12 protein-coding genes are annotated in these 13363 nt (G+C 53.3%); 5 read left to right on the forward strand and 7 right to left on the reverse strand.

The genetic code is table 11. The features are described 5' to 3' along the window. Positions 1 to 25: 25 nt before the first annotated feature. Both ompC and yddG read right to left on the reverse strand, forming a co-directional pair. Positions 26 to 1099 carry a porin OmpC gene (ompC, locus tag O1722_RS11640; protein ID WP_033487801.1) on the reverse strand — a complete coding sequence of 358 codons (1074 nt, stop codon included), beginning with the start codon at positions 1097 to 1099 and terminating at the stop codon, positions 26 to 28. Between the two features lie 626 nt (positions 1100 to 1725). Continuing rightward, entirely contained in the window at positions 1726 to 2604 is an 879-nt protein-coding gene (gene yddG, locus O1722_RS11645) for an aromatic amino acid DMT transporter YddG (protein WP_032671174.1), read from the reverse strand. A 220-nt stretch (positions 2605 to 2824) separates the two neighbouring features. Here yddG and fdnG point away from each other — a divergent pair, with 220 nt between their 5' ends. The 3 genes from fdnG to fdnI are packed head-to-tail and all read left to right on the forward strand — an operon-like array spanning position 2825 to position 7417. Next, complete coding sequence (gene fdnG / locus O1722_RS11650; protein ID WP_096152361.1) at positions 2825 to 5872, forward strand: formate dehydrogenase-N subunit alpha; 3048 nt, start codon at positions 2825 to 2827, stop codon at positions 5870 to 5872. An 11-nt stretch (positions 5873 to 5883) separates the two neighbouring features. After that, complete coding sequence (gene fdxH / locus O1722_RS11655; RefSeq protein ID WP_015570476.1) at positions 5884 to 6768, forward strand: formate dehydrogenase subunit beta; 885 nt, start codon at positions 5884 to 5886, stop codon at positions 6766 to 6768. Next, the gene (fdnI, locus tag O1722_RS11660) at positions 6761 to 7417 is read left to right on the forward strand and encodes a formate dehydrogenase-N subunit gamma (protein WP_033487798.1); all 657 of its coding nucleotides are present in this window, start codon (positions 6761 to 6763) and stop codon (positions 7415 to 7417) included. The genes fdxH and fdnI overlap by 8 nt, the downstream gene beginning before the upstream one ends. Positions 7418 to 7468: 51 nt before the next feature. Here the strand turns inward: fdnI and O1722_RS11665 are convergent, their stop codons facing one another. The 3 genes from O1722_RS11665 to ppk2 are packed head-to-tail and all read right to left on the reverse strand — an operon-like array spanning position 7469 to position 8900. Beyond that, positions 7469 to 7792 (reverse strand): CcdB family protein, encoded by a 324-nt coding sequence (locus O1722_RS11665; protein ID WP_071963960.1) that lies wholly within the window; start codon positions 7790 to 7792, stop codon positions 7469 to 7471. Then, entirely contained in the window at positions 7792 to 8085 is a 294-nt protein-coding gene (locus tag O1722_RS11670; RefSeq protein ID WP_127353594.1) for a hypothetical protein, read from the reverse strand. The genes O1722_RS11665 and O1722_RS11670 overlap by 1 nt, the downstream gene beginning before the upstream one ends. Then, positions 8082 to 8900: a polyphosphate kinase 2 gene (ppk2, locus tag O1722_RS11675; protein ID WP_033487797.1), complete on the reverse strand. Its 819-nt coding sequence runs from the start codon at positions 8898 to 8900 to the stop codon at positions 8082 to 8084. Before ppk2 ends, O1722_RS11670 begins: the two co-directional genes overlap by 4 nt. A gap of 161 nt (positions 8901 to 9061) precedes the next feature. On the opposite strand from ppk2, the gene araJ reads away from it, so the two are divergent. Further along, the gene (gene araJ / locus O1722_RS11680; protein ID WP_017693387.1) at positions 9062 to 10237 is read left to right on the forward strand and encodes an MFS transporter AraJ; all 1176 of its coding nucleotides are present in this window, start codon (positions 9062 to 9064) and stop codon (positions 10235 to 10237) included. A gap of 39 nt (positions 10238 to 10276) precedes the next feature. On the opposite strand, the gene O1722_RS11685 is transcribed toward araJ, so the two are convergent. Further along, the gene (locus O1722_RS11685) at positions 10277 to 11479 is read right to left on the reverse strand and encodes an NAD(P)/FAD-dependent oxidoreductase (protein WP_033487796.1); all 1203 of its coding nucleotides are present in this window, start codon (positions 11477 to 11479) and stop codon (positions 10277 to 10279) included. A 130-nt stretch (positions 11480 to 11609) separates the two neighbouring features. Here O1722_RS11685 and O1722_RS11690 point away from each other — a divergent pair, with 130 nt between their 5' ends. After that, positions 11610 to 12119 carry an RrF2 family transcriptional regulator gene (locus O1722_RS11690; RefSeq protein ID WP_015570482.1) on the forward strand — a complete coding sequence of 170 codons (510 nt, stop codon included), beginning with the start codon at positions 11610 to 11612 and terminating at the stop codon, positions 12117 to 12119. 39 nt (positions 12120 to 12158) lie between these two features. Here O1722_RS11690 and adhP read toward each other — a convergent pair whose 3' ends face one another. Then, positions 12159 to 13169: an alcohol dehydrogenase AdhP gene (adhP, locus tag O1722_RS11695; protein WP_006810706.1), complete on the reverse strand. Its 1011-nt coding sequence runs from the start codon at positions 13167 to 13169 to the stop codon at positions 12159 to 12161. Between the last annotated feature and the right edge of the window lie 194 nt (positions 13170 to 13363).

Consider the following 13363-nt stretch of genomic DNA (forward strand, 5'->3'; position numbering starts at 1 on the left):
GGCTGGCCTTTTGAACTAACAGATCTTAGAACTGGTAGGTCAGACCTACAGCTACGATGTTGTCGGTAGCCACTTTGGCATCTTTGGTGAACTGGCTGTCATCCACGAGGTTGATTTTGTAATCAACATAGGTGGACATGTTTTTGTTGAAGTAGTAGCTCGCGCCAACGTCAACGTATTCAACCAGGTCCTGGTCGCCATAAGAACCGATGTCTTTACCTTTGGATTTCAGGTAAGCGATGGACGGACGCAGACCGAAGTCGAACTGGTACTGAGCCACAACTTCGAAGTTCTGCGCTTTGTTGGCAACGTGACCGTTACCGAACGCCGTCATGTTGCGGGTTTCAGAGTAGGTGGTTGCCAGGTAGATGTTGTTCGCATCGTACTTCAGGCCAGCAGCCCAGACTTCTGCGTTTTCGCCACCGGCGTTCAGGTCGCTTGCAGCACGAACCTGACGGTCGGTACGGTCAGATTTCGCGTAGGTCGCACCCACACCGAAGCCGTCGAATTCATAGGTAGAAGAGAGACCCCAGCCGTCACCGTTGGATTCGGTGATATCGTCACGGTCGTTTTTACCCTGGTACTGAGCAGCCACGTTCAGGCCGTCAACCAGACCAAAGAAGTCGGTGTTACGATAGGTTGCAACGCCAGTGGTACGGCCGGTCATGAAGCCGTCAGTCTGCGTCCAGGTATCGCCACCGAACTCTGGCAGAACGTCAGTCCACGCGCCGATGTCATAAGCCACACCGTAGTTACGACCGTAGTCGAAGGAACCGAATTCATCGAATTTCAGACCAGCGTACGCCAGACGGGTTTTGTTGCCGTCGGAACCTTGAGCTTCAGAGCGATTGCCCTTGAACTCATATTCCCACTGGCCGTATCCGGTCAGCTGATCGTTGATCTGAGTTTCACCTTTGAAGCCCAGACGAACATACGTTTTGTCGCCGTCGCTACCAGCATCATCAGAAAAATAGTGCAGACCAGTAACTTTGCCGTACAGATCCAGTTTGTTACCGTCTTTGTTAAAAACTTCAGCCGCGTTAACAACGCCAGCTGCCAACATGGAAGTCACTGCCACTGCAACTAATTTAAGTTTCATCTTAAATAATCCTTATAATTTTATTTAGGTATTTCCTAAGCCACCTGAGCGATTTTTAAACGAGGCTTATCGTCAATGGCAGACTATTTTTAAAATTCCGTAGACTGCTTTCAATAATAAGTTTCAAAATATTAAAGATAATTTCAATTAGTGTGATCCTGATCGGATAAATTGCCCTTAAATCGGCCAATTAGGTTAATATATAGACATAAAGTGATTATTAACCAATCAAGATAATATGGCTGTGAATAGTTGTCGGACGTTTTAGTTTTTTGGTGGGATTAAAAGGGTTTGGCAGGGAATGTCAAAGCATGTGGCAGGATAACCTTTTTTAAAACAGTTGATTATAAATTTCTCGGGAAACCAGAACCTGTTTTTTAAGAGAAATATTCAGAAATAAACTATTGCACTTTGTGCTATATAGCGCGGGAATATTGGCGCTGAATTAATTACCTGCGTTGTCAGTTTATGTCAATTTCCACAACAACGCTGGCTTTCTGACAGCACTCTATACAGAGATTTAATTACTCTCTAATGTTACGAATTATATTCGAGGGTGTGATCACATATTAAAATATTGTTAATATTTTGCCGGGCATATTCGGTACCCGGCAAAAATAAAAATGCTATTTGCGGGTGGCATACCAGCACAGTAACGATCCGGCGCACACCATCAATGCCCCTTGCCAGAATGAGAGTGAAAGCGGAGAACTCAGCAGAATAGCCGCCAGTGCGGCGGAAAGAACTGGCGTGAAATAAGAGACAGCCGCAAGCACCGTGACGTTACCGTGAAGAATACCGATATTCCAGGCGGCGTAGCCAAAGCCAAGCGCAACCCCACACATCAATAGCTTCACCACAACCGGGATGCTGAACACCATTTCGGGCTGATCGCTGACGGCATATTTGACCCACAGGCTCAGGGCGGTCAGCAGGACGAAAAGGGTAATGCCATTTTGCCCTTTGGCATACTTGCTGGTGACGGTGCAGTAGGCGGCCCAGATAAAAGCGCCAGCAAACGCCAGCCCATAACTTAGCGGACTGGAAACGACGTTCTGCATGATGTCATTCAGTTGCAGACCGTTTTCGCCACCTAAAACCCAGCACACACCCAACAGCGAGATGAGAAGCCCAGGGATCACCCACAGGGTGGTTTTTTGCCCGTTGAACAAAATCGCGAACGCAATCGTCAGGCTTGGCCACAGATAATTGACCATACCGACTTCAATCGCCTGTGAGCGCGTCGCGGCATACCCCAGCGACAGGGCCAGGCACATCTCATAGCTGACAAACAGGATGCTGCCCGCAATGAGATAGCGCGTGGAAAAACGCCGAAGATCGGGAAAACCCACCGTCACCAGACACAACAGCCCGCTGACGGTGTAAATCATCGCCGCGCCGCCCACCGGGCCCAGTCCTTCACTGACGCTGCGGATGAGACCCACCATGGTGCTCCACAACAATATGGCCGCCAGGCCTGTCAGCGTTGCTCTTTTTCTGTCCATTACCCTGCCAGTCTTCTAAAAATCAAAGGGAAAACTTATAGCATCTATTTGCTACACCTGGCGAATTTTCAAAGAGCCTGTTAACCCGAAAGGATTAGCAAATCGTACCGGCAGTGACTATTAAGGGGGCGAAGTCTGGCGACCTTGATTTGACGCAAAAAAAACAGGGGCTTTGCTGTTAGTTTGCGGCGCGAAGTCTTATCAGATAACGAGGACAGCAATGGACGTCAGCCGCAGACAATTTTTTAAAATCTGCGCGGGCGGTATGGCCGGAACAACAGCCGCAATGCTGGGATTCGCTCCCAAAATGGCGCTGGCTCAGGCACGCAACTATAAACTGCTGCGCGCGAAAGAGATCCGTAACACCTGCACATACTGCTCCGTGGGTTGTGGGCTATTAATGTATAGCCTGGGTGATGGCGCAAAGAACGCCAAAGAAGCGATTTATCATATTGAAGGGGACCCGGACCATCCGGTGAGCCGCGGGGCGCTTTGCCCGAAAGGGGCGGGGCTGCTGGACTACGTCCACAGTGAAAACCGTCTGCGCTACCCGGAATATCGTGCGCCGGGCTCTGACAATTGGCAGCGTATCTCCTGGGACGAAGCCTTCTCCCGAATTGCAAAACTGATGAAAGCGGATCGCGACGCCAACTTTATTGAGAAGAACGAGCAGGGCATCACGGTAAACCGCTGGACCTCCACCGGGATGCTGTGTGCCTCTGCGGCAAGTAATGAGACCGGCATGCTGACGCAAAAATTTGTGCGCTCCCTCGGCATGCTGGCGGTTGATAACCAGGCGCGCGTCTGACACGGACCAACGGTAGCAAGTCTTGCTCCAACATTTGGTCGCGGTGCGATGACCAACCACTGGGTTGATATCAAAAACGCTAACGTCGTGGTGGTAATGGGCGGTAACGCCGCTGAAGCCCATCCGGTGGGATTCCGCTGGGCGATGGAAGCGAAAAACAACAACGATGCGACGCTGATTGTCGTCGATCCACGCTTTACGCGTACGGCATCGGTGGCTGATATCTATGCGCCGATCCGCTCCGGTACGGACATCACGTTCCTGTCCGGCGTGCTGTTGTACCTGATCGAAAATAACAAAATTAACGCGGAATACGTTAAGCATTACACCAATGCCGGCCTGCTGGTAAGGGAAGATTTCGCCTTCGAAGATGGCCTCTTCAGCGGCTATGACGCAGAGAAACGTCAGTACGATAAATCATCCTGGAACTATCAGTTCGACGAAAACGGCTACGCGAAACGCGATGAGACCCTGAGCGATCCGCGCTGCGTGTGGAACTTGCTGAAACAGCACGTTTCCCGCTATACGCCGGACGTGGTGGAAAACATCTGCGGTACGCCGAAAGCGGACTTCCTGAAAGTATGTGAAGTGCTGGCTTCCACCAGTGCCGCCGACAGAACCACTACATTCCTGTACGCGCTGGGCTGGACGCAGCATACCGTGGGCGCGCAGAACATCCGTACCATGGCGATGATCCAGCTGCTGCTCGGCAACATGGGGATGGCCGGTGGCGGCGTGAACGCCCTGCGCGGGCACTCTAACATTCAGGGCTTAACCGACCTCGGCCTGCTGTCGACCAGCCTGCCGGGTTACCTGACCCTGCCGTCCGAGAAGCAGACCGACTGGCAAAGCTGGCTTGACGCCAACACGCCAAAAGCGACGCGTCCGGACCAGGTGAACTACTGGAGTAACTATCCGAAGTTTGCCGTCAGTCTGATGAAATCGTTCTACGGCGACGCGGCGCAGAAAGAGAATGACTGGGGCTTTGAGTGGTTGCCGAAATGGGACCAGGCTTACGATGTCATCAAGTATTTCAACATGATGGATAAGGGCGACGTCACGGGTTACATCTGCCAGGGCTTTAACCCGGTAGCGTCATTCCCGGATAAAAATAAAGTCGTTCGCAGCCTGAGCAAGCTGAAGTACATGGTGGTTATCGATCCGCTGGTCACCGAAACGTCTACGTTCTGGCAGAACCACGGTGAATCAAACGATGTCGATCCGGCAGCGATTCAGACCGAGGTGTTCCGCCTGCCGTCGACCTGCTTTGCGGAAGAGGACGGTTCAATTGCCAACTCTGGCCGCTGGCTACAGTGGCACTGGAAAGGTCAGGATGCGCCGGGCGAAGCGCGTAATGACGGCGAAATTCTGGCCGGGATTTACCATCGTCTGCGCGAGATGTACCGCGCCGAAGGCGGCAAAGGCGCTGAGCCGCTGCTGAAGATGAGCTGGAACTACAAGCAGCCGGATCATCCTGAGTCCGAAGAGGTGGCAAAAGAGAACAACGGCGTGGCGCTGGCCGACCTGTACGATGCCAACGGCAATCTGGTGGCGAAGAAAGGACAGCTGCTCAATAGCTTCGCGCTGTTGCGTGACGACGGTACCACGGCCTCTTCCTGCTGGATCTACACAGGCAGCTGGACGGAGCAGGGTAACCAGATGGCCAATCGCGATAACGCCGATCCGTCAGGCCTGGGCAATACCCTGGGCTGGGCATGGGCGTGGCCGTTAAACCGCCGCGTACTGTACAACCGTGCCTCCGCAGACGTGAACGGTAAGCCGTGGGATCCGAAACGCATGCTGATCGAGTGGAACGGCACGAAGTGGACGGGGAACGATATCCCGGACTTCAACACCGCCGCGCCGGGCAGCAACACCGGGCCGTTTATCATGCAGCCGGAAGGGCTGGGACGTCTGTTTGCTATCGACAAACTGGCGGAAGGGCCGTTCCCGGAACACTACGAGCCGATGGAAACGCCGCTCGGCACTAACCCGCTGCACCCGAATGTGGTCTCCAGTCCGGTGGTACGCATCTATGAAGACGACGTGCTGCGTTTAGGTAAAAAGGATAAGTTCCCGTATGTCGGCACCACCTACCGCCTGACCGAGCATTTCCATACCTGGACCAAGCACGCGCGGCTTAACGCCATCGCGCAGCCGGAACAGTTTGTGGAGATAAGCGAAACGCTGGCGAAGGCGAAAGGCATTGCCAACGGCGATCGCGTGAAGGTCAGCAGCAAGCGCGGCTTTATTCGCGCGGTGGCGGTGGTCACCCGTCGTCTGCAAACGCTGAACGTGCATGGCCAGCAGGTGGAAACCGTCGGTATACCACTGCACTGGGGCTTTGAAGGGGTAGCGCAGAAAGGCTACATCGCCAATACCCTGACGCCAAACGTCGGCGATTCAAACTCGCAAACGCCGGAGTATAAAGCGTTTCTGGTCAACATCGAGAAAGCGTAAGGAGCGATTAAATGGCGATGGAAACACAAGACATTATTAAACGCTCCGCGACCAACCCGATAACGCCCGCGCCTCGTGCGCGGGATTACAAGGCAGAAGTCGCCAAGCTGATCGATGTCTCCTCCTGCGTGGGCTGTAAGGCCTGCCAGGTGGCCTGCTCGGAGTGGAACGATATTCGCGACGAGGTGGGGCACTGCGTTGGGGTCTATGACAATCCTGCTGATCTGAGCGCCAAGTCCTGGACGGTGATGCGCTTTAGCGAAACCGACCAGAACGGCAAGCTGGAGTGGCTGATCCGTAAAGACGGCTGTATGCACTGTGAAGATCCCGGCTGCCTGAAGGCATGCCCGTCTGCCGGGGCAATCATTCAGTACGCCAACGGGATCGTCGACTTCCAGCAGGATAACTGCATCGGCTGCGGTTACTGTATTGCGGGCTGTCCGTTTAATATCCCGCGCCTCAATAAAGAGGATAACCGGGTCTATAAATGCACGCTGTGCGTCGATCGCGTCAGCGTCGGCCAGGAGCCTGCCTGCGTGAAGACCTGTCCTACCGGGGCGATCCACTTCGGTACCAAAAAAGAGATGCTGGACGTGGCACAGCAGCGGGTGGATAAGCTCAAAGCGCGCGGCTATGACAAGGCCGGGATTTATAACCCGCAGGGTGTCGGCGGTACGCACGTCATGTATGTTCTGCACCACAATGACCAGCCGGAGCTGTATCACAATCTGCCGAAAGATCCGGCGATCGATACCTCAATCAACCTGTGGAAAGGGGCGCTTAAGCCGCTCTCAGCAGCGGGCTTTATCGCCACCTTTGCCGGGCTGATTTATCACTACATCGGTATCGGGCCGAATAAAGAGGTGGATGACGACGAGGAGGAGCATCATGAGTAAGTCGAAAATGATAGTGCGCACAAAATTTGTCGATCGCGCCTGTCACTGGACGGTGGTCATCTGCTTCTTCCTGGTGGCGGTATCCGGCATATCGTTCTTCTTCCCGACGCTACAGTGGCTCACGGAAACCTTCGGGACACCGCAGATGGGGCGCATTCTGCATCCGTTCTTCGGCGTGCTGATTTTCGTGGTGCTGATGTTTATGTTCGTGCGTTTCGTTCATCACAACATCCCTGACAAGCAGGATATTCCCTGGATTAAAGGGATTGTTGAGGTTCTGAAAGGCAACGAGCATAAAGTCGCGAAGGTGGGCAAATACAATGCCGGGCAGAAGATGATGTTCTGGACCATCATGAGCATGATTTTCGTGCTGCTGGTAACCGGAGTGATGATCTGGCGTCCGTATTTTGCCCAATATTTCCCGATCCAGGTGGTGCGCTACGCACTGCTGATCCACGCGACCTCGGCCATTATTCTGATTCACGCCATCCTGATCCATATGTATATGGCCTTCTGGGTGAAAGGATCGATTAAAGGCATGATTGAAGGGAAGGTGAGCCGCCGCTGGGCGCAAAAACACCATCCGCGCTGGTATCGGGACGTTGAGCGTCTTGAAGCGCAAAAAGAGAGTTCGGAAGGGTTGAAGTAAACCTCGCGCCGTCGGCATTGTCCGGCGGCGCTGCACTTGCGCGGCTCTGAGCTACGTATTGGTAATTAACGCATCAATTCCTGCAAGAACACTACTTCTTGCACTGCGCAGATTACATACATAATTCTTATTATTAAGTTTCTTTGTCTCCACGTGTGTGATGTTGGCTGTATTAAGAAAATATGTCTGGGATTCAATGTTCACCAGTGGCGTTGCAGCGTTTGAATGTCCTCTTAAATGATTATGATAGCTTAACGGTACAATAAGTCTCGTTGATAAGTCGTCATAAAAATCGTGCTGAATAATCATAAAATAGGGCTGGTATTCACGCGTTCTGTCTGATGGGTTGCGATAAACGTCAAACTGAAAACACATCAAAGCCCTCCAAAATAAGGGTCATCCGATAATAGCCCTGCTTTGGCCGTTAATTCATTCATCGCTTTAATAAATCCCTGATCCTGTTGATGCTGTCGCTTGTGCTCTGCTGTTGTAGAGAGTGGGCGAGGCTTTTTCCCCGTAAAAGGCTTTGTTGTAACACATCTTTCTGTGCGGTTCGGTTTCATGTTTTCTCCTTTGTTGGTGCGGTCATTATCAACCGCAGCCAACAAAAAACAATACTGTTTCCCCTGGTAATCTACATTATGCGAGCCGTCTTCCAGTAATATCAAAATCGCTCTGCAATATACCGGAAGGGATATTTTGTAGGCTTCACTTTGCCGATCTTGCGTTTCGGTAAATCCACCTTGTCTACGTGAATTTCTTTATAGGGGATCTGGGAAAGCAGATGCGAAATAATATTCAGCCGCACCCTTTTTTTATCTTCTGAGCGCGCCACAAACCACGGCGCCCAGGCGGTGTCGGTCGCTTTAAACATCGCGTCGCGGGCGAGGGTATACTCATCCCACAGATTGAAAGATTTAATATCCATTGGAGACAGCTTCCAGATCTTGCGACCATCATTAATGCGATCGCGCAGGCGGCGCTCCTGCTCTTTTGGCGTTACTTCAAGCCAGTATTTCAACAAAATGATCCCGGCATCGACCATCGCTTTTTCCATTACCGGCGTTCCATCAAGAAATTTTTCGGCCTGCTCTTCGGTACAGAAACCCATGACTCTTTCCACGCCCGCGCGGTTGTACCAGCTGCGGTCAAAAATAACGATTTCCCCGGCAGAGGGCAGATGGGGAACGTAACGCTGAAAATAGAGCTGACTTTTCTCTTTATCGGTGGGGGCCGGTAACGCAACAACGCGAAACACCCGAGGGCTGACGCGTTCGGTGATGGCTTTGATGACGCCGCCTTTACCGGCGCCGTCTCGCCCTTCAAAAACAATACAGACCTTTAACCCTTTGGCGACTACCCATTGCTGGAGCTTAACCAGTTCAACATGGAGGCGGCGAAGCTCTTGCTCGTACGCTTTAGTTTTGAGCGGCGCGTTTTTAACGACATCATCAACAACATGGGTTTTCTTCTTACTGACCATGGTGGGTCTCCCTTTGTATCCGGTCGCGGGATCGAGGCCGTACTAAGAGTGTAATCGGCCTGAATGAATGGATTAATGTGTCAGAAATCCGATTTGAACTGGTTCACCATACAAGTTTAATCAATAATGCACGCTGCATATTTTTTAACAGTGGTCGCGGTATGAAAAAGACAATTTTTTCGTTAGCACTGGGTACCTTTGGCCTGGGGATGGCTGAGTTTGGCATTATGGGCGTGCTGACCGAGCTGGCTCATGATACGGGCATTTCGATTCCCTCCGCCGGAAATATGATTTCGTTTTACGCTTTTGGCGTGGTGATCGGCGCGCCGATTGTGGCGCTGTTCTCCAGCAAATTTTCGCTGAAAACAACGCTGCTGTTTCTGGTGGCGATGTGCGTCGTCGGTAACGCGCTCTTTACCTTCTCTGACTCCTACGTGGGGCTGGCGGCGGGGCGCTTAATCTCTGGTTTCCCGCATGGCGCGATTTTCGGAGTGGGGGCGATAATCCTGTCAAAAATCGCGCCGCCGGGTAAAGTGACGGTCGCTGTGGCCGGGATGATTGCCGGGATGACCGTTGCCAACCTGCTTGGCGTGCCGCTCGGGACGTGGCTGGGACATGAATTTAACTGGCGTTACACCTTCTTTTTGATTGCGGTCTTTGACGCGCTGGTGATCCTGTCTGTTCTGCTGTGGGTGCCTGACATTCACGACACGACAACCACCCGGCTGGCAGAACAATTCCACTTCCTGAAGAAACCGGAACCGTGGCTGATTTTTGCCGCTACGATGTTTGGCAATGCCGGGGTGTTTGCCTGGTTTAGCTTCGTGAAGCCGTTTATGGTCAACGTATCAGGCTTTTCTGAGGGCGTCATGACCGCGATCATGATGCTGATGGGGCTGGGCATGGTGCTGGGAAATGTCTTCAGCGGCAAGCTGTCGTCACGCTTTAGCCCGCTGCGCATTGCTGCCACCACCGACCTGGTGATTGTGGCTTCGCTGCTGGCGTTGTTTGCCTTTGGCGAGCTTAAAACAGCTTCACTGGTCATGGGATTTGTCTGCTGCGCCGGGCTGTTTGCGCTCTCTGCGCCGCTGCAAATTCTGCTGCTGCAAAATGCGAAAGGCGGCGAGATGCTGGGGGCCGCAGGCGGGCAAATGGCGTTTAACCTCGGCAGCGCAATTGGCGCCTATTTCGGTGGATTGATGATTACGCTCGGCTTTAGCTGGAGCTATGTCACGCTGCCGGCCGCGATTTTATCCTTCTCTGCGATGACCTCTCTGCTGATGTATGGTTATTTATGTGCCAAAAAGCGTCAGGCCAACGCAGGTGCGCTGGCCTGATTACACACTTTGCCCGCTGGTCGCGGGCGCAGGAGGGGACTAAACGAATTTCGCCAGCGGGTCAGCGGCGGCAAAAGCGACCGCTTTGTCTGCTGCTGGCGGGTAAATCAGTTCGTTGGTGATGGCGACTTTGATCTTTTTGCCTTCCTCGCGTACGGATTTAACGCGCTGTTCCCAGCCCTCGGTGTATACCGCGCCCCAGCCACCTAAATCCAGACAGGTGACGTAGTTCACCTGACGGTAAGGGTACGGCTCCAGATTTAACAGGCTGGCCGCCGCGTTGTGTCCGGCGAATTTCCCCAGCTGGATCGCGTGCTGGCAGGTCATCAGCGCCGTGTTGCCCGCATCGTCCGTTTTGGCGTGCGCCATATCACCCGTCGCGTAAACCTCCGGATGCGCAGGAACCTGCAACGTGTCGTTGACGATCAGCCGTCCCTGAGTATCGCGTTCCCCGTCAATTTGCAGGCTGAGGAGGTTAGCTTCTACCCCTGCCGTCCACACTACAGTGGCGCTGGCAATGCGCTCTCCGTTTTTCAGCGTTACGCCGCTGGCATCGATGGCTTCAATTTCACTGTTTAAACGCCATTCAACGCCCAGCGCGTTGCTTGCTTCTTCAATTGTGTTACGCAGCGCCTCGCTATAACGCCCGCCGATGGTTGTACCTCTTTCAACTACGATTACTTTAGTCTTTGTATCAGCGCCGAAGCGAGTACGGAGTCGGGCAGGGAGTTCCGTTGCCAGTTCGATGCCGGTAAAGCCGCCGCCACACACGACCACGGTATTACGCTCCGGGGTGGAGGGGCGCGAAACCAGCGAATCAAGATGCTGCTCGAATAATCTGGCGGAGTCGAGTTGGTCGATATCAAAGGCGTATTCAGCCAGACCGGCAACAGGAGGACGTTTAGTCTGGCTACCGGTTGCGAGGATCAGACGTTCCCAGGCGACGTCAGCAATCGCGCCGTTTGAATCGAGATACAAAACGGTTTTAGACGAGGTATCAATACGTTGTGCTTCGCCCGCAATAAAGGCGATACCCAGCTCAGCATACAGTTCGGTCAGCGGCGCGACCATCGTCGACACGTTCTCTTCATAAAAGCGTGGGCGAACGCGCAGCTCCGCAACAGGGGCCAGCACGGCAATGCTGAGGCTATTGTTACCCGCCAGAGCAGAAAGGCGCGCGGCGCTGACCGCAGCCCACATACCGGAAAACCCACTACCCACAATTAAAATCTGCTTTTTCATACTCGATCCTTTAGTGCGTCAGGCTGTATGTCTGACATAACTGCCACTATACTTGTCGGAGTTAACTGCGACAACTTCTTTCTGAGTTAAAAATCGTTATAATGCAGCGAACAATGACCCGGAGTGAGCCATGGCGTTTTACAGTTCTGGTGTGGAATATGGCATTCATAGCCTGATGTGTATGGTGGATGCAAAAGGCAATGAACGTGAGATGAGCGTCCGGGAGATGGCGGCCTTGCAGGGCGTGCCGTACGACTATCTTGGAAAAATCTTCACCCGTTTATCACGCGCGGGGCTGGTCATCAGCACCGAGGGTAAAGGGGGAGGCTTCCGGCTGGCGCGTCCGGCAGAGCTGATCAGCGTGCTGGACGTGGCGCACGCCATCGACGGCGAGAAGAATATGTTTGAGTGTCGGGAAGTGCGTCAGCGCCTGGCGGTGTTTGATGAAACGCCACCTGCCTGGGTCTGTGACGGCCCGTGTGGGGTGCGCTCGGTCATGGACAGCGCGCAGCAGCGGATGGAAGAGGAGTTAGGGCGCCATACCATCCTGGATCTGGCGCGGAAGATGTATCGAAAAGCGCCGGACACGTTCCAGATCGAGGTTCAGGAATGGATTTCCGATCGCCGTTCGTCCACGTGAAAAGCCGGGCAGGGCAGAGCCGCTACCCGGCCACCGCGGTTAAGAACGTAAATCAATCACCATACGGCCACGGATCTGGCCCTGTTCCATCTCTTTGAAGATGGCGTTGATATCTTCCAGTGGGCGCATTGTAACTTTCGGTTTCACCTTACCTTCAGCCGCAAACTGGAAGGCTTCGAGCAGATCCTGACGGGTACCCACCAGGGAACCCACTACCTGAATCCCATCCAGGACCAGACGTGGAATATCCAGGCTCATCGCTTCCGGCGGCAGGCCTACAGCCACCACGCGGCCTCCGGCGCGAACTGCGTCAACGGCAGAGTTGAAGGCCGCTTTCGCTACCGCCGTCACCACCGCCGCATGTGCACCGCCGGTTTTCTCCTGAATCACTTTTGCCGCATCTTCACTGCGGGAGTTCACGGTTAAGTCTGCGCCCATGCTGGCAGCGAGCTTCAACTGCTCGTCATTCACGTCAATGGCGATAACTTTCGCATTGAAGACATTTTTGGCGTATTGCAGCGCGAGGTTGCCCAGACCGCCCAGGCCATAGATCGCAATCCACTGGCCGGGTTTGATGTCAGAGACTTTTACCGCTTTGTAGGTGGTGACCCCGGCGCAGGTGATGCTGCTGGCCGCCGCAGAGTCCAGTCCGTCCGGAACTTTAACCGCGTAATCCGCGGTTACGATGCACTCTTCCGCCATGCCGCCGTCAACGGAGTAACCCGCGTTTTTCACGTCACGGCACAGCGTTTCGTTGCCGGTATTACAATATTCACAGTGGCCACAGCCTTCGAAGAACCACGCCACGCTTGCACGATCGCCTACTTTTAGCGACGTGACGCCAGGACCAATCTCTTTGACGATACCAATCCCTTCGTGGCCGAGGATCACCCCGGTTTTGTCGCCAAAATCGCCATTCTTAACATGGAGATCGGTATGGCAAACGCCACAGCACTCCATCTTCAGCAGCGCTTCACCATGTTTGAGCGCGCGTAAGGTTTTTTCTGTGACATTAACCTGATGATCCTGAGTGACAACAGCAGCCTTCATGTGTTTCTCCTTTCATGATGAGTATCTGCATAGCAGGTCTGATTACCCATTAAGGATTAATACTTTGGCGATGTAATGCAAGGTAACCGCAACATAATGTCATTATTTGATGCATTTTCGGATTAAGAAAAGGCTGTACCCCTCATAAATTGGGGTGAAAAACACTGGCCCGGCGACGCCACCGCCGGGCTCAG

This window comes from Enterobacter cloacae complex sp. HYC003_NIDB, assembly GCF_056673375.1.

Excerpts from the sequence above, each read along its gene's own strand:
- ppk2 (WP_033487797.1), bottom strand. The coding sequence starts at position 8,900 with ATGGTCAGTAAGAAGAAAACCCATGTTGTTGATGATGTCGTTAAAAAC.
- adhP (WP_006810706.1), bottom strand. The coding sequence starts at position 13,169 with ATGAAGGCTGCTGTTGTCACTCAGGATCATCAGGTTAATGTCACAGAA.
- araJ (WP_017693387.1), top strand. The coding sequence starts at position 9,062 with ATGAAAAAGACAATTTTTTCGTTAGCACTGGGTACCTTTGGCCTGGGG.
- O1722_RS11665 (WP_071963960.1), bottom strand. The coding sequence starts at position 7,792 with ATGTGTTTTCAGTTTGACGTTTATCGCAACCCATCAGACAGAACGCGT.
- O1722_RS11685 (WP_033487796.1), bottom strand. The coding sequence starts at position 11,479 with ATGAAAAAGCAGATTTTAATTGTGGGTAGTGGGTTTTCCGGTATGTGG.
- yddG (WP_032671174.1), bottom strand. The coding sequence starts at position 2,604 with ATGGACAGAAAAAGAGCAACGCTGACAGGCCTGGCGGCCATATTGTTG.
- ompC (WP_033487801.1), bottom strand. The coding sequence starts at position 1,099 with ATGAAACTTAAATTAGTTGCAGTGGCAGTGACTTCCATGTTGGCAGCT.
- fdxH (WP_015570476.1), top strand. The coding sequence starts at position 5,884 with ATGGCGATGGAAACACAAGACATTATTAAACGCTCCGCGACCAACCCG.
- fdnI (WP_033487798.1), top strand. The coding sequence starts at position 6,761 with ATGAGTAAGTCGAAAATGATAGTGCGCACAAAATTTGTCGATCGCGCC.
- O1722_RS11690 (WP_015570482.1), top strand. The coding sequence starts at position 11,610 with ATGGCGTTTTACAGTTCTGGTGTGGAATATGGCATTCATAGCCTGATG.